Origin of the sequence: Limnohabitans sp. JirII-29, assembly GCF_003063395.1 — a bacterium.
Lineage (GTDB): Bacteria > Pseudomonadota > Gammaproteobacteria > Burkholderiales > Burkholderiaceae_C > Limnohabitans.
Window position 1 is genome coordinate 195,777 of the sequence record NZ_NESB01000004.1, and the last position, 15,642, is coordinate 211,418.

General features: G+C 58.4%; 12 protein-coding genes and 1 pseudogene. 4 read left to right on the forward strand and 9 right to left on the reverse strand.

Annotation, left to right across the window (positions count from 1 at the left end):
* Nucleotides 1-46 precede the first annotated feature (46 nt).
* Nucleotides 47-1,516: a M20 family metallopeptidase gene (locus B9Z39_RS08430; RefSeq protein ID WP_108301369.1), complete on the forward strand. Its 1,470-nt coding sequence runs from the start codon at nt 47-49 to the stop codon at nt 1,514-1,516.
* On the opposite strand, the gene B9Z39_RS08435 is transcribed toward B9Z39_RS08430, so the two are convergent.
* Together B9Z39_RS08435 and B9Z39_RS08440 are read right to left on the reverse strand one after the other, a co-directional pair.
* The gene (locus B9Z39_RS08435; RefSeq protein ID WP_108301370.1) at nt 1,503-2,249 is read right to left on the reverse strand and encodes a 16S rRNA (uracil(1498)-N(3))-methyltransferase; all 747 of its coding nucleotides are present in this window, start codon (nt 2,247-2,249) and stop codon (nt 1,503-1,505) included. The genes B9Z39_RS08430 and B9Z39_RS08435 overlap by 14 nt on opposite strands.
* Nucleotides 2,250-2,251: 2 nt before the next feature.
* Complete coding sequence (locus tag B9Z39_RS08440; protein WP_108301371.1) at nt 2,252-3,385, reverse strand: aminoglycoside phosphotransferase family protein; 1,134 nt, start codon at nt 3,383-3,385, stop codon at nt 2,252-2,254.
* 90 nt (nt 3,386-3,475) lie between these two features.
* Between B9Z39_RS08440 and B9Z39_RS08445 the strand changes: the two genes are divergently transcribed.
* From B9Z39_RS08445 to rsmA, 3 genes are read left to right on the forward strand one after another with little or no spacing between them, the layout of a single operon-like run.
* Complete coding sequence (locus tag B9Z39_RS08445) at nt 3,476-5,929, forward strand: LPS-assembly protein LptD (protein ID WP_233248956.1); 2,454 nt, start codon at nt 3,476-3,478, stop codon at nt 5,927-5,929.
* 8 nt (nt 5,930-5,937) lie between these two features.
* On the forward strand, nt 5,938-7,212 hold the full coding sequence (locus tag B9Z39_RS08450) for a peptidylprolyl isomerase (protein WP_233248957.1): 1,275 nt from the start codon (nt 5,938-5,940) through the stop codon (nt 7,210-7,212).
* 12 nt (nt 7,213-7,224) lie between these two features.
* A complete protein-coding gene (gene rsmA, locus B9Z39_RS08455; protein WP_100146538.1) occupies nt 7,225-7,983 on the forward strand; it encodes a 16S rRNA (adenine(1518)-N(6)/adenine(1519)-N(6))-dimethyltransferase RsmA in 759 nt (252 codons plus the stop codon).
* Nucleotides 7,984-8,241: 258 nt separating this feature from the next.
* On the opposite strand, the pseudogene B9Z39_RS08460 reads toward rsmA, so the two are convergent.
* The 7 genes and pseudogenes from B9Z39_RS08460 to B9Z39_RS08490 all read right to left on the reverse strand — a co-directional run.
* Nucleotides 8,242-8,637: pseudogene (locus tag B9Z39_RS08460) on the reverse strand (barstar family protein); the annotation flags it as partial.
* A gap of 162 nt (nt 8,638-8,799) precedes the next feature.
* Entirely contained in the window at nt 8,800-11,097 is a 2,298-nt protein-coding gene (locus tag B9Z39_RS08465) for an NADP-dependent malic enzyme (RefSeq protein WP_100146540.1), read from the reverse strand.
* A 153-nt stretch (nt 11,098-11,250) separates the two neighbouring features.
* Nucleotides 11,251-12,420, reverse strand: a complete 1,170-nt coding sequence (locus B9Z39_RS08470) for an FAD-dependent oxidoreductase (protein WP_100146541.1) — start codon at nt 12,418-12,420, stop codon at nt 11,251-11,253.
* A gap of 9 nt (nt 12,421-12,429) precedes the next feature.
* Nucleotides 12,430-12,609, reverse strand: coding sequence for a rubredoxin (locus B9Z39_RS08475; protein ID WP_100146542.1), 180 nt, complete (start codon nt 12,607-12,609; stop codon nt 12,430-12,432).
* Nucleotides 12,610-12,648: 39 nt separating this feature from the next.
* Complete coding sequence (locus tag B9Z39_RS08480; RefSeq protein WP_100146543.1) at nt 12,649-13,137, reverse strand: rubrerythrin family protein; 489 nt, start codon at nt 13,135-13,137, stop codon at nt 12,649-12,651.
* Nucleotides 13,138-13,346: 209 nt separating this feature from the next.
* A complete protein-coding gene (locus B9Z39_RS08485; protein WP_108301373.1) occupies nt 13,347-14,741 on the reverse strand; it encodes an aminopeptidase P N-terminal domain-containing protein in 1,395 nt (464 codons plus the stop codon).
* 35 nt (nt 14,742-14,776) lie between these two features.
* Entirely contained in the window at nt 14,777-15,553 is a 777-nt protein-coding gene (locus B9Z39_RS08490; RefSeq protein ID WP_108301374.1) for a nucleotidyltransferase family protein, read from the reverse strand.
* Between the last annotated feature and the right edge of the window lie 89 nt (nt 15,554-15,642).

Below are 15,642 nucleotides of genomic sequence, written 5' to 3' on the forward strand. Positions count from 1 at the left end.
ACCACACCGGTTTGTTGATGCGTGTTGCCACGCGAGGAGTGTTTGTATGAATGCCCGAGTTCCCAACGCCGCGCTCAATAGCGCACAAGTGTTGCAATCCGTCACCCAAGCCTGGGACCGCGACATCGTGTCCCAGCTCAGCGACTACATCGCCATTCCCGCCAAGTCACCCGCGTTTGATGCCGACTGGGCACAACACGGCCACCTCGAGGCCGTGGTGCAACGTGCCGCAGATTGGGTACTGACACAACAGGTGGCAGGCCTGACGCTGGAGATCGTGCGCTTGCCTGGCCGCACGCCGGTGCTGTTCTTTGAGGTGGCGGCCACGCGCGCCAGCCACAGCCAAAGCGAAACCGTGCTGATGTATGGCCACTTGGACAAACAACCCGAGTTCAGCGGTTGGCGCTCCGACCTGGGCCCTTGGACGCCCAAGTACGAAGACGGCAAGCTCTACGGTCGCGGTGGTGCCGACGATGGCTACGCGGTGTACGCCAGCATTGCTGCCATCCAAGCGCTCAAGGCCCAAGGCGCCACCCACCCGCGCATCGTGGGCCTGATTGAAACCTGCGAAGAAAGCGGCTCGGCCGACTTGCTGCCCTATGTGGACGCACTGCGCACGCGGATGGGCAATGTCGGCTTGGTGATGTGCCTTGACAGTGGCGCAGGCAACTACGACCAGCTGTGGCTCACCACCAGTTTGCGGGGCATGGCCAGCGGCGTGTTGAAGGTGGAAGTGCTGAGCGAAGGCGTGCACTCGGGCGACGCATCGGGCGTGGTGCCGTCGAGTTTTCGCATCATGCGCCAGGTGCTGGACCGGTTGGAAGACAGCGCCACCGGACGTTTGCTGCCCGCCAGCTTTCATGTGGAGGTGCCGCCCGAGCGCTTGGCCCAAGCACGCGCCACGGCCGCGCTGCTGGGCGACGAGCTGTACCAACGCTTCCCCTGGGCCCACCACGACTGTGGCGGTGCCACGCTGGTCACCCTGCCCATGACCCAAGACCCGCTGCAAGCGCTCTTGCAGCGCACCTGGGTACCCACGCTGAGCGTGACCGGGGCCGAGGGCCTGCCCGCCTTCAAAGATGCCGGCAATGTGCTGCGCCCGTCCACCGCTTTCAAGCTCAGCCTGCGTTTGCCGCCACTGGTGGATGCTGGGCAAGCGGTGCAAGAACTCAAAGCCCTGCTGGAAGACAACGCGCCCTACCAAGCGCGCGTGACCTTCCACGCCGAAGGCTCAGCCAACGGCTGGAATGCGCCTGACACAGCCTCTTGGTTTGAGCAGGCCTTGAACACGGCCAGCCAGGCGCACTTTGGCGCGCCGTGTGGCTACATCGGCCAAGGCGGCACGATCCCGCTGATGAACATGCTCAGCCGCGGTTTCCCCAAGGCGCAAATGATGGTGTGCGGCGTGCTGGGCCCCAAGAGCAACGCCCACGGGCCGAATGAGTTTTTGCATGTGCCCTACGCCAAGAAGCTCACCGCCGCGGTGGCGCAGGTGATGGCGGCTATGCCAGCGTGAGCCGCGCCAGCGCCCCCAAGGCCGCCGTCTCGGCGCGCAACACGCGCGCCCCTAGGCTCAAAGCCACAAAGCCCTGAGCGCGGGCGGCGGCGTCTTCGGCGTCGCTCAAGCCCCCTTCAGGGCCATTGAGCAGCACCCAGGTGAGGCTTTCGTCTGCCACGCTGTGCTGCGCCAGCAAGTCACCCAAAGGCTGGCTGCTGGGGTGCAAAGACAAGACCGCATGCACCTGTGGTCCCTGCGGCGGCGTCTTGGCAAGGCGGGCTAACCACGCGTCCAAGCGCTCAGGCGCGTCGATCAGCGGCAGGCGGTTGCGCCCACATTGCTCACACGCGCTGGCCGCCACGGCTTGCCAATGCGCGAGTTTTTTGTCGGCACGCTCACCCGTCAAGCGCACCACGCTGCGTTCGGTCATCACGGGTGTGATGCGGGTCACGCCCAGCTCGGTGGCTTTTTCAACCAACCAGTCCATGCGTTCGTTGGCGGGCATGCCGACCACCAGATGGACACGCCGCGTGGCGTCACATTCGGTGGCATGGTGTTCGCCCACACGCACGCGCACATCGCTGCGGCCCATGTGTTCCACCTCGGCGGCAAACTCACCCCCTTCGCCATTGAACAAGGTCAGCGCGTGTCCTGGCTGCATGCGCAGCACCTGCACATGGCGTGCGGCGGTGGGAGGTAAATCGAGGGTGGTGCCGCTGGCCAGCGGCATGGGGCAATGAAAACGCGCCATGCTCACGCGACCCCGCCAGAGCGGGGCGTGAGCTTGGGATAGGCCAGGCTGAGCGCAGGTTCGGTGCCTTCGACCTTGTCGATCAAACGCAACAAGGGGGTGAGTTCGCTGTAGCGGCTGGCGGTGGATCGGATGTAACCGATGAATCGCGGCGCGTCGGCCAGGTATTTGGGTTTGCCGTCGCGCAAGGTCAGGCGTGCAAAGATGCCGGCCACCTTGAGGTGACGCTGCAAGCCCATCCACTCCACCGCACGCCAGAACTCGCCGAAGTCTTGTGACCAGCCGTCGTGGTCGAGCAAGCCCAGCTTGCGCGCGCGCTCCCAATAGCGGATGGTGATGTCGAGCACAAAGTCTTCGTCCCAGCTCAAGAACGCGTCGCGCATGAGGCTGGCGATGTCGTAACTCACGGGGCCATAGACGGCGTCTTGGAAGTCCAGCACGCCCAACCGGGGCTCGCTGGGGTCGTGCGGCATCATGAGGTTGCGCGGCATGAAGTCGCGGTGCACATACACGCAGGGTGCCGCGAGGTTGCGCTGCACGATGGTTTGAAAGGTGCGCGCCAGCATGTCACGTTGCTGGGTGTCGAGTTGCACACCACAGTGCTGGGCCAAGTACCAATCGGGAAACAGCGACAACTCGCGTGTCAGCAGCGCCTCGTCATAGGCGGGCAATACGCCTGGACGGCTGGCTTGCTGCCAAGCCAACAAGGCATCGATGGCGCGCATGTACAGCCCATGGTTGGCTTGTGACTGGGTGGGGTCGATGACCTCCATCATGGTCTGCGTGCCCAAGTCATCGAGCAACATGAAGCCTTGCGGCTCGTCCCACGCCAGGATGCGCGGCACCAACAGATGTGCGTCTTGCATCAAGCGCGCCACATGCACAAAGGGCTGGCAGTTTTCTTTGTCGGGCGGCGCATCCATGACGATGCACGAGCCTGCGGAAGTGTCCACCCGAAAGTAGCGCCGAAAGCTGGCGTCAGCCGATGCGGCACGCAGCGTCGTGGGCTGCACGCCATGCACCGCCACTTGGGCGTTGAGCCATTGGGTGAAAGCGGCATGGCGCTCGGGCTGCGACCATTCGATGGTCGCCGAGGTAGAAAGGCCCGAAGGCGCGAGGGTAGGGGGTGTGCTCATGGATAATCCAAATTCTACAAACCAGCTTTGCACACCGTTCTTTGGGGCGTGTGACCAGAGCGTCGCTTTTTGAAAGCTTGTCTCGCGTTCATGTCCTTGCCTGCGTATCCCCGTCTGTCTCGTCTACCTCTTGGGTGGGCACTGGGCTTGCTGGGTGGCGTGATGGGCATAGGGTCAACCGCCCAAGCGCAAGAGTCCAACGGACCAGCGTTGACGCTGCGTCCCAGCAGCACCTTGCAAGAAGTCATTCCAGATGACGTGCGCAAGCAGTCGCCCACCTTCATCCAAAGCGACCATTTGAGCGGTCAGACCGATGTCAGAACCGTGCTGGAAGGCAACGTGATGATTCGCCGTGGCAACATCTTGCTCAAAGCCGACAAGGTGGACTACGACCCGGTGGAAGACTTGGCCCAAGCGCGTGGCAACGTCACCATCAACCGCTCAGGCAACGTCTACCAAGGACCTGCATTAGACATTCACTTGGATGCGTTTGAAGGCTTTTTCACCCAACCGAGTTACCAACTGCTCAAGAACAACGCTTACGGCAAAGCGGAGCGAATTGATTTCATTGACAGCGCACACACAGTGCTGCACAAGGCCGACTTCACCACCTGCCCGCGCAAGCCGGGACCGAGTTGGATGCCGGATTGGTTTTTCAAGGCCGACAAAATTACCTTGGACACGGACCGCAATGTGGGTATTGCCGAAGGTGCGTCGCTGATCTTCAAAGATGTGCCGATCTTGCCGGTGCCAAGCATTGACTTTCCGTTGACCGAAGAGCGCAAGTCCGGCTTTTTGCCACCCACCATCGGCGTGGACAACATTGGGGGCCTGGAATACACGCAGCCCTACTATGTGAACCTGGCCCCCAACCGGGACGTGACGTTTTTTCCCACCTACTGGAGCCGCCGTGGGCTGCGCCTGGGCACCGAGTTTCGTTACCTGGAGAGTCAATCGGCAGGTGCGCCGTTTGGTGGGGAAGCACGCATTGATTACATGGAGAAAGACCTGCTACGCGGCGAGCGTCGCTGGGGTCTGCAATACAAGCACACCGGCTTGATCGACCCGTCATACGCAGGGGGTACGCTGGGCTTGAACCTCAACCTCAACCGCGTGAGTGACGACAACTACTGGAAAGATTTTTCCATGGTCAACAGCTCGGGCGTGCAACGTTTGTTGTCCAGCGACGCAGGCCTGACGTGGACAGACGGCGTTTTCAGCACCAGCTTGCGGGCGCAAAAATGGCAAACTCTACAAGACGTGGCAGACACCAGCAACCGCATCACGCCACCGTTTGACCGTGTGCCCCAGTTCATCGCCAGGATGCAACGCAGCAATGTGGCGGGGTTTGACTTCAGCGTGCAAGGCGACTTGACCCGCTTTGAATCGAACCGTGACTACGAATGTGCCAACAGCGGCTTGTACAACTGCGCGCCCAACGCCAACCGCAGCGTGGCCTCGCTCCAGTTGAGTCGCCCATTCACCAATGCGCTGGGTTATGTCACACCCAAAATGCAGGTGAATTCACGCAGCTACCAGTTCGATGGCGGCTTGCCCAACAACAGTTTCTACGACGGCCACACCGGTCAAACCAGCGCGAGCGTAACCGTGCCCACCTTCAGTCTTGACAGCGGTATGACCTTCGAACGCAAACACCGCTTGTTTGACCGTGCCTGGTTACAAACACTGGAGCCTCGCGCGTTTTACGTCTACACCCCCTACAGAGACCAGAACTATTTGCCCAATTACGACTCAGGCAGCAATTCGTTCAACTTCGCCAGCGTGTTCACAGAAAACGCGTTTGGTGGCTCTGACCGTATCTCTGACAGCAAGTTGTTGACCTTGGGCGCGATCTCACGCTTGATAGACCCTGAGACAGGCGCAGAAGGTGCGCGCTTTGGCTTTGCACAGCGTTTGCGGATGCAAGATCAACGCGTGGTGATTCCCGGAGACTCAACGGCTAAATCGGGCATCAGCGATATCTTGGCCGGTGCCACCCTCAACTTGAGCAGAACCTGGGCGCTGGACTCGACGGTGCAATACAACCCCAAAACTGAAAACTACATACGCCGCATGGTAGGCGGGCGTTACAGCCCAGGCTCATACCGCGTCATCAACGCGGCTTACCGCAGCCAGAACAACGACGACGGTTCGGCGTCTTCACGCCAAATCGATATCGGTTGGCAATGGCCATTGCACGACCTATGGGGTGGCGCGGATGAGTCCTTGGGCGAGGGCCGTGGCTTGGGAGAAGGTCGCTGGTACAGCGTGGCACGCATGAATTACAGCCCTTTGGACAAAAAAGTGGTCGAGTCCATCATTGGCTTCGAATACGATGCAGGCTGCTGGATCAGCCGCGTGGTGGCCGAGCGTTTGCAAGTGACCGACGGTTTGGCTCGCCAACGTTTGCTGTTCCAATTGGAGTTTGTCGGCTTCTCTCGCTTGGGCACCAATGCCTTGGGCTCGTTGCGCACCAATGTGCCACGCTACCAACCCCTGCGTCAAAATTCGATGACGCCTAGCCGTTTTGGCAATTACGATTGATGGTGACCATGTCTTTTTCAATGCTTCGCTCTGCACTCAGGTTGCCCCTGGTCTTGCTGGTTGTCTTTGCAGCCACTGTGACGACCCATGCACAAACATCTCCACAAACAGCGTTGGCAGGGCGTGATTTCATCGTTGCCGTGGTTGACGCGTTACCCATTACCAACCACGACGTTCAATTGCGCGCAGAACAGTTGCGTCAGCAGCTCTCACAGCAAGGCCGTTCGATCCCACCAACCAGCAGCTTGCTGCGCGAAGCCTTGGAAGGCTTGATCAACGAAAAAGCGTTGTTGCAATTCGCCAAGGAAACGGGCGTCGAAGCAGAGGCCGTCCCCACCGAACCACTCACGGGAACGCCCGCGAACTCGGCACGAGAGCGTCAAGATCAACGTGACCAACTCACGCTGCGACGACTGACTGAGCGCAACGTGCCTGCACGCATCAAAATCAGCGATCTTGAAATTGAGCAAGCGCTTCGGGACCGCCAAGGTTCGCAAGTCAACACCACCGCCGAGATTGAGCTCGGTCACATTTTGATTGCGGTGCCAGAAAACGCCAGCGAAGCACACGTGTCCTTGTTGCAAGCCAAAGCACAGAGCACCTTGTCGCGCCTCAAGCGAGGTGACAACTTTGCAGTAGTGGCCAAGGAAGTCTCTGACGGCGCGGACCGAGACAAGGGGGGCTTGATGGGCTTGCGTCCCGCCGACCGTTACCCCACGTTGTTTGTCGAAGCCACCCAAGGCTTGTCTGTGGGTGAACTGAGCCCCGTGGTGCGATCGGGTGCTGGCTTTCACATTCTCAAGCTGGTGAACAAGCGCAGCAACAACACCATGACGGTCACCGAAACACGTGTGCGTCATATTTTGCTGCGCCCCAGTAGCCAACTGAGCCAAACCGCGGCGCGCGCGCAACTGGCTGAGAGCCGTCGCCAAATCGACGCCGGTAAAGCAGACTTCGCCAAGGTGGCACAGGAAATATCTCAAGATGCCAGCGCCGCCAATGGCGGCGATCTGGGCTGGGTGGGTCCTGGCATGTTTGTGCCTGAGTTTGAACAGGTGATGAACAAGTTGACCGTGGGCCAGTTGTCTGACCCCGTCATTTCTCGCTTTGGCGTTCACTTGATTCAGGTGTTGGCGCGTCGTGACGCCGCGTTGAGTGAACGCGAAATGCGCGACATTGTGCGCAACAGTCTGCGGGAGAAGAAATACGACGAAACGCTCCAACTGTGGGTGCAAGAGGTGCGTGGGCGCGCTTATGTGGAATACCGCGATTCCCCGCAATAAATTGGATCTGCGTTGAAACACATTGCCCGCAAACGCTTCGGCCAACACTTTTTGACCGATGGGGCCATCATCGATGGCATCGTCGACGCCATCGCACCCCAGCCAGGTGAGCCCATGGTTGAAATTGGCCCGGGCCTGGCCGCTCTCACGCAACCTTTGGTGGAGCGCTTGGGCCACCTGCACGTCATTGAGCTAGACCGTGATTTGGCGGTTCGCCTGCGTGCGCATGGTCAATTGACGGTGATTGAATCTGACGTGCTACGGGTGGATTTCACAGCCCTGGCACAAACGCTGAATGTGCCGCGTCTGCGCGTGGTGGGGAACTTGCCCTACAACATTTCGTCGCCCATCTTGTTTCATCTGCTGGACCATGTGGCCGTCATCCAAGACCAGCACTTCATGTTGCAAAAAGAGGTGATCGACCGCATGGTCGCAAAACCATCCACCAGCGACTACGGACGATTGAGCGTGATGCTGCAGTGGCGTTACGCCATGGAAAACGTGTTGTTCGTTCCCCCAGCGTCGTTTGACCCACCCCCACGGGTAGACAGCGCAGTGGTGCGCATGGTGCCTTTTGCTGAGCCTCCTACCTTGGACCTGCGTTTACTTGAAAGCATGGTCCAAGTCGCCTTCAGCCAGCGGCGTAAATTGCTGCGCCATACCTTGGGGCGCTGGCTAGAAGCACGTGGTTTTGGCGGGCATTTTGACGTGCAACGCCGCGCCGAAGAAGTGCCTGTCGCCGAATACGTGGCGCTGGTTCAATCTTTATAAAGATCGTTTAGATCACAGACCCACCCAACAGCAAAAAGCCCGTCAATGACGGGCTTTTGGTTTGGATACGGGTGTTGGGAAAGATTAAGCGGCCGTCAACCAGTAACCGGCATTGAAGGGGCTGCTCATACGCAAGGCCATGGGCGAGACATCGACCAGCTTGTCGGTTGGCATCTTCTCGCCTTCTTCCAGACCTTCCACGCCTTCGACATCCGCAGCACCAGCGACTTTTTCAGCCGATGGTGCACGTGCCACCGAGAAAGAATAGAAGCAACGGAATGGGACTTTGCGATCTGCCCAGTAATCTGAGGCTTCGCGGAAGATGTCCAACAGCTGCTCACGGGCTTCTTTGTCGAACTTGGCATGAGCAGGGATGTGCTCCAACACCAAGATAAAACCTGGCTGAGGACCTGATTTGTGCAAGGGGTCGGTCATACCGTCGTACAAAGAATCGAAATTCTTGCTGGCTTGGGCAGGGAAGGTGAACTCTTTGGCGATCAAATCCAGAACATCTTGCTTGCTTTGGGTTTGAGCCAAATTGGCATACAAAAAATGGTGTCCGAGTGCTTGTGCAGCATCTTGCAAGTCTTGCACGCGGAATGCGCGAATCGACTGAACAATGTTGGTTTTCACCGTACGAAGTGGCATATCCATCGCCGTCTAGTTCCTGGGGAAGTTGTTTGCATGAATTCGGGTAAACCCCGAAATTTGATGTGCAAGTGTCGCTGAAAGCCCACAAAAAAGCAAGTGCCCGCCCAAGAAGGGCGGGCACCGAAGTGGTTAATGCAAGAAAAGTAGGTGCTTACAACAATGTCATCAGCGCGTGGCGCTGGCGTCTGCCACGGTGAGTGCCGTCATATTGACGATACGACGCACGGTGGTGCTCGCCGTCAAAATGTGGACCGGTTTGGCCGCACCCAGCAACACGGGGCCAATCGCAATGTTGCCGCCTGCCGCTGTCTTGAGGAGGTTGTACGCAATATTGGCGGCATCCAAATTCGGCAACACCAACAAGTTGGCATTGCCAATGAGGGTGGACGTGGGCATTTGAGCCGCGCGCGAAGCACCGTCCAAGGCGACGTCGCCGTGCATTTCGCCATCTATTTCAAGCCAGGGCGCTTTTTTCTGAACCAATGCAAGGGTTTCGCGCATTTTGATGGCGGTGGGCTGGTTGCTGCTGCCAAAGTTGGAGTGGGACAGCAAGGCAGCTTTGGGGTGAATGCCGAAGCGGCGCATTTCCTCTGCCGCCATGATGGTGATTTCTGCCAATTGCTCGGCTGTCGGGTCGTAGTTGATGTGGGTATCCACCAAAAACACCTGACGATCGGGCAACAACAAGCCATTCATGCAGGCATAGGTGCTCACACCTGGGCGATTGCCAATGACTTGATCGACGTAATTCAGGTGGGTATGCGGCGTGCTCCAGGTGCCACAAATCAGGCCATCAACCTCACCTTTTTGCAGCATCATGGTGCCGATCAAAGACAAGCGGCGACGCATGTCAATTTTGGCCAATTGCTCAGTCACGCCTTTGCGCGCGGTCATCTTGTAATAGGTTTGCCAAAAATCTCGGTAGCGGTGGTCTTGCTCCACGTTGACCACTTGGTAGTCCACGCCCTCTTTCAGGCGCAAGCCAAAAGTTTCAATGCGCTTGGCAATCACGGCGGGACGCCCGATCAAGGTTGGCTGGGCCAAGCCCTCGTCCACCACGATCTGGACCGCACGCAACACGCGTTCTTCTTCGCCTTCGGCGTAGCACACGCGTTTTTTGCTGGCGCGCTTGGCTGCCGCATAGATGGGCTTCATGGTGGAGCCCGAGGCATACACAAAGCTCTGCAGTTTTTCAATGTAGGCCTGCATGTCTTGGATCGGGCGACGCGCCACGCCACTGTCCGCTGCGGCTTTGGCCACAGCTGGCGCGATCTTGATCATCAGGCGAGGGTCGAACGGTTTGGGAATCAAGTACTCAGGGCCAAAGGCCAAGCTTTCACCCGCATAGGCAGCCGCCACCACTTCGCTTTGCTCGGCTTGAGCCAGCTCAGCAATCGCATAGACCGCAGCAATTTCCATCTCATCGTTGATGGTGGATGCGCCCGCATCCAGAGCACCGCGAAAGATGTATGGGAAACACAAGACGTTGTTGACTTGGTTGTGATAGTCGGTGCGACCTGTGGCGATGATGGCATCGCTGCGCACAGCCTGAACTTCTTCAGGCAAGATTTCTGGCGTAGGGTTGGCCAATGCCAAGATAAGTGGCGTGGCTGCCATTTTCTTGACCATGTCGGCTTTGAGTACGCCGCCAGCGGACAAGCCCAAGAAGATGTCTGCACCTTCAATCACATCACCCAAGGTGCGTGCTGAGGTTTTTTGAGCAAACTGAATCTTGTCTTCGTCCATCAATTCGGTGCGGCCCTCAAAGACCACACCGGCCAAATCCGTCACGAAAATATTGCTACGTGGCACGCCAAGCTTGAGCAACAAGCCCAAACAAGCCAGCGCTGCAGCTCCGGCCCCAGAGGTGACGACCTTGACGTTTTTGATGTCTTTATTGGCGACTTTGATGCCGTTCAAAATGGCCGCGCCCACCACGATGGCGGTGCCGTGCTGGTCATCATGGAAGACTGGGATTTTCATGCGTTCGCGCAATTTGCGCTCGACATAAAAGCAATCTGGGGCCTTGATGTCTTCGAGGTTGATGCCCCCAAAGGTAGGCTCTAACGCGGCAATGATGTCCACCAACTTGTCGAGGTTCTTCTCCTCAATTTCCAAGTCAAACACATCAATGCCCGCAAATTTTTTGAATAAAACGCCTTTGCCCTCCATGACTGGCTTGGACGCCAGTGGGCCGATGTCGCCCAAACCCAAGACGGCAGTGCCGTTGGAAATCACCGCCACCAAATTACCACGGCTGGTGTATTTGTAAGCGGCCTCCGGGTCTTTGACGATTTCTTCGCAAGGTGCAGCAACGCCGGGTGAATAAGCCAGGGCCAAGTCGTGCTGGTTGACCAGCTGCTTGGTCGCCGCAATGGCAATTTTTCCGGGGGTAGGGAACTCGTGGTACTCAAGCGCCGCACGGCGCAGTTCTTCACGGGCTTGGTTGGAATTCACGGCCATTGTTTATCTCCTGAAAATGCAATGGGCTGTCACTTGGAATTCCAAGCAACAGCCCAACAAGGCGCTTTCATTGTAGGCCGGGGCAAGCCGCGGTCACGGCCGCGTGATGTGCGTGGCTAGGTGGCTCTGTTTTTACTTTTATGCAAAGCCCACTCAATGAACCACGAGCCGCGTGTGCTCGGCACGACGCGCGGTCTGTGCACCACTGAGCACAAAGCCGCGCACCTGAGCCTCAGCGTCAACAAAGTGCCAAACACCTATCGCCGTGCTTTGCCATTGCCCGGCTAGACCTGGCGAAGGAGGTGCCACCACCAGGGGCATGGCGGGTGTTTTGATGGCCACGGGCATCAAAGGAAAACGCACCTCCGTGGGCGTACCCGCCAAGGTGTGCGCCAGCGCTTTGGCAGCATGCATGATGGGCATGACGTAAGGCAATGTGCGAGAAAGCCCACCGACCGATGATCCAACATATTGGGTGTTGTCACCCAAGGCATACACATGAGAAGCACTGCTCTGCAAGTTAATGTCCACGAGCACCCCACGGTCGACCTCAAGACCCGCTGCCTGTGCCAAGCCAATGTCCGCTCGCAAGCCCACCGCGCTCAACACGACATCGGTGGTTGTGCTTTGCCCATTGGCCAAGGTAACAACCAACTCATGACCTGCACGATCTACTGCCTGCACTGTGGTGCCCAAATGCCATTGCACGCCCAACGCACTCAAAGCCGTTCGCAGATCGGCGCTGGCCGCTTGAGGTAACAGGGCGGACAAGGGTTCAGCGCCGGGATCTACCACCTGAACCGCGTAGCCAGAAGCTGCCAAGTCATTGGCGAACTCGCAACCAATCAAGCCTGCACCCATGACCAACACACGCGCACCGGCAACCAACTTGTCGCGGAACGTGGCGTAGTCACCCAATGAGTTCACCGACATCACGTCATGCGTCGCGTTGCCCGCGAAACTCAACCGAATGGGTCGGGCTCCCGTGGCCAGCACCAACTGACGGTAGGCAAATGCGCCTTTGGAAGTTTGGACTTCTTGGCCCACCACATCCACCGCGCTGACCTGGGTGTGTTGCAACAGCGTGACGCCTAGCGTTGCCACCATTTTTTCGGCTGACGTAGTGACCAATTGCCCGGGGGCTTTACCCTGTACCAGCGCGTTGGAGAGTGCCGGTTTGGCATAAAAGTCACCCGCATCGGCCGTCACCATGAGCACTGGTGTGGTGGTGTCGAGCTTGCGAAACTCTCGCACGACAGACCAGCCAGCCAAGCCAGAACCCACCACCAACACGGGGGCATCGGGGTGACGCTGTGCAGTCATGGTGACTCCTTAAAACTCGACCGGTTCGAAATCAGCTTTGGCCACACCGCAGTCAGGGCAAGCCCAGTCTTGCGGCACATCAGCCCATAAAGTGCCAGGGGCGATGCCATCTTCTGGGCGACCTGCGGCCTCGTCGTACACAAAACCACACACGATGCAGATGAAAGATTTGAAATTAGCGTTGCTCATGATGTATTCCTTTTTTTGAGTTCAGTCGGTGGACGTGGGTTAAACAGCAGCCTTGACTTTGTCGAGTTGGGCTTGGTAATGGTTGGCATGGCGCTCTTCCACCTTGGCCAAAGCAGCAAAGCGCTTTTGCGCTTTCAACAAAGTGGCAGCAAACTGGGCGGCGTGCACTTTGGATTCTTCAATTTGTTCGTCCATCTCGGCCACGGCAGCGGCATTGCCTTCTGCTTCGGCGGTTTTGCGGAACGTGGGGTACATCTCGGTGTACTCGTAGGTTTCACCATCGATGGCGATTTGCAAGGCTTTGGCAGGGGTCATCTCAGCCTTGGGGTAGAGCAAGTCCAAGTGACCAAAGGCGTGCATGACTTCCTGATCCGCGGTTTCTTCGAACGTACGCGCGGTTTCTTCATCGCCCATTTCTCGGGCTAACTTGGCGAAGTAGCGGTACTTGATATGGGCCATCGATTCGCCCGCAAAAGCGGCTTCGAGGTTGGCGATGGTTTTGATCTCGGGACGGGTCTGTGCAGTCATCTGGAACTCCTTCAGTTAACGAAATTAATCGGGACAGGAGGAATGATAGGCCCAGTTAATTGATTGGGCCAATTGAGATTTTCTAATTCATTGATAGGGGCTATGAAGTACAGGGCGTGGGTGGATAAGCCAGCCCTCCTCAGAGACTGCGTCACGATTACGTCGGGCGGGCTCACCCCACCCACACCCTATGCGCCGTGCCAAATAAATCAAGCCCGCATCAAGGCTTCAATTTCAGACGCCACCACCGGCACACCACGCGTGATCAACTGGCAACCATCAGAGGTCACGATCGCATCGTCTTCAATGCGGATACCGATGTTCCAAAACGCCTCGGGCACATCGTCTGCAGGGCGCACATACAGGCCTGGCTCGATGGTGAGCACCATGCCCTCGCGCAAGATGCGGCTGGGACGATTGATGATGGTTTCGCCTGAGAGCGGGTCTTGGCGCTCGCTGGTTTGGCCCAGCTCTGACTGCTCCACATAGCTGCCGCAGTCATGGACATCCATGCCCAGCCAATGGCCGGTGCGGTGCATGTAAAAAGGAAAGTAAGCCCGCTTTTCAATCACGTCTTGTGCGTTCCCGTGTTGGGCTGGATTCAACAGCCCAAGGTCTAACAAGCCTTGCGCCAGTACCTTCACGGTGGCTTCATGCGGATCGGTAAAGCGTGCACCTGCGCGGGTCGCTGCCACGGCGGCGTCTTGGCTGGCGAGCACCAAGTTGTAGAGGTCGCGCTGCGGACCTGTGAATTGACCATTGGCGGGGAAGGTTCGGGTGATGTCGCTGGCATAGCCGTCCAGCTCACAACCTGCATCGATCAACACCAATTCACCAGAGCGCACAGGCGCCACATCCGCTCGGTAGTGCAGGACGCACGCATTGGCACCAGCCGCCACGATGGAGGTGTAAGCCGGAAACTGCGAGCCGTGCAGGCGGAACTCATGCAACAGCTCCGCATCTAAGTGGTACTCGCGCACGTCTTGGCCAGCGCGCAACATGCGCACGCTGGTTTGCATGGCGCGGATGTGCGCACGTGCGCTGATGGCACTGGCGCGACGCATGATGTCTTGTTCGTGTGCGTCCTTAACCAGGCGCATCTCATCCAAGGGGCCGCACACATCGCGTTGCTGCGCGGGACACTGCGCGCCAAAGCGCACGCGCGCGCGCACGGCATTGAGCCAACCGTCGACACGCGTTTCCAAGCCTTTGTGCGTGGCAAACGGATACCAGACCGTGTGTTGGTTCTCCAGCAGCTTGGGCAATTGCTTGTCCAGCTCAGCCGCCGAGTACGCAGCGCTGACGCCCAGCGTATCAACCGCCGCATCAGGGCCCAGTCGGTAACCGTCCCAAATTTCGCGCTCTAAATCTTTAGGCTGGCAAAACAAGGTGCTTCGCCCTGTGGCGTCCAGCACCAACCACGCATTGGGCTCGGTGAAGCCGGTCAGGTAATAAAAGTAGCTGTCGTGGCGGTAGGGAAAATCGCTGTCTCGGTTGCGGGCATGCTCAGGCGCCGTGGGAACGATGGCCACACCACCAGTGCCCAATTGGGCAGCCAACTGGGCGCGTCGTTGCGCATAGATTGAAAGAGTCGTTTGAATCATAGGATGGCGCGCTAGGGAGATGGTGATGTACAGGTTCAGCGATTGAGCTGGCCCAAACGCTCGGGCGTGCCCACGTCAGTCCAAGGACCCTCGTAGAGTTGGGCGCTCACGGCGTGATTGTCCATGGCGGCCCGCAACATCGGTGCCAAAGGGGCTTTCAAGCCCAACGGATTTCCGTTGGGAACGGCACACCATGGTGCGTTGAAAAATGCGCGCTTGTAGAGCGCAATCGTGCTGAAGGTCCAGCGGGGAACGTCCGGCGTTCCCGTCGTCGGCTCATGCTTGGGCAGGTTCATGGCCAAGCCTTGAGGGGACAAGCCAAAGTCGCCACCCGGGTTGTGCGCCGGGTTGGGAACCAGCCAAATGTGGGCGAGTTGGGGGCTGGCTTTGAAGCGCGCTTTAACTTCGAGAGAAAAGACAAATTCTGGGGCAAACACATCGCCCGCAGCCACCCAAAACACCTCATCGAGTTGGGGCAGTGCGCGAACAATGCCCCCGGCAGTTTCAAGTGCGCCACCAAAGTCAACCCCTTCTTGCGAATAGTGCAGGTGCATCGGGGCTTGGCCCGCGATTTCAAACACTTGGCCAAAGTGCTGTGGAATTTGCTCGCCCAGCCAGGCCGTGTTGATCACCAGCTGTTGCACGCCACCACGCTGCAAGCCCTCCATGGCCCACTGCATCAAGGGTTTGCCACGCACGGTCAACAAAGGTTTAGGCGTGGCATCGGTGAGCGGGCGCATGCGCTCGCCACGACCCGCGGCCAAGAGCAAGGCATCGGCCGCAAGGGTTGGATGGGAGGGAGCACGATTCATGACCAAACGAGTGTAGCCAGCGGTTTTGAGTCAATACACGCAGGCGACAAGGCGGGTTCAGCCCGGTGTAGGGCGGCTCGCTAAAATCT

What these genes read in the sequence shown, in the direction of transcription:
- B9Z39_RS08465 (WP_100146540.1), bottom strand. Translation starts at nt 11,097, where the DNA reads ATGGCCGTGAATTCCAACCAAGCCCGTGAAGAACTGCGCCGTGCGGCG.
- B9Z39_RS08475 (WP_100146542.1), bottom strand. Translation starts at nt 12,609, where the DNA reads ATGAGCAACGCTAATTTCAAATCTTTCATCTGCATCGTGTGTGGTTTT.
- B9Z39_RS08440 (WP_108301371.1), bottom strand. Translation starts at nt 3,385, where the DNA reads ATGAGCACACCCCCTACCCTCGCGCCTTCGGGCCTTTCTACCTCGGCG.
- B9Z39_RS08435 (WP_108301370.1), bottom strand. Translation starts at nt 2,249, where the DNA reads ATGGCGCGTTTTCATTGCCCCATGCCGCTGGCCAGCGGCACCACCCTC.
- B9Z39_RS08480 (WP_100146543.1), bottom strand. Translation starts at nt 13,137, where the DNA reads ATGACTGCACAGACCCGTCCCGAGATCAAAACCATCGCCAACCTCGAA.
- B9Z39_RS08450 (WP_233248957.1), top strand. Translation starts at nt 5,938, where the DNA reads ATGTCTTTTTCAATGCTTCGCTCTGCACTCAGGTTGCCCCTGGTCTTG.
- B9Z39_RS08470 (WP_100146541.1), bottom strand. Translation starts at nt 12,420, where the DNA reads ATGACTGCACAGCGTCACCCCGATGCCCCCGTGTTGGTGGTGGGTTCT.
- B9Z39_RS08485 (WP_108301373.1), bottom strand. Translation starts at nt 14,741, where the DNA reads ATGATTCAAACGACTCTTTCAATCTATGCGCAACGACGCGCCCAGTTG.
- B9Z39_RS08445 (WP_233248956.1), top strand. Translation starts at nt 3,476, where the DNA reads ATGTCCTTGCCTGCGTATCCCCGTCTGTCTCGTCTACCTCTTGGGTGG.
- B9Z39_RS08430 (WP_108301369.1), top strand. Translation starts at nt 47, where the DNA reads ATGAATGCCCGAGTTCCCAACGCCGCGCTCAATAGCGCACAAGTGTTG.
- B9Z39_RS08490 (WP_108301374.1), bottom strand. Translation starts at nt 15,553, where the DNA reads ATGAATCGTGCTCCCTCCCATCCAACCCTTGCGGCCGATGCCTTGCTC.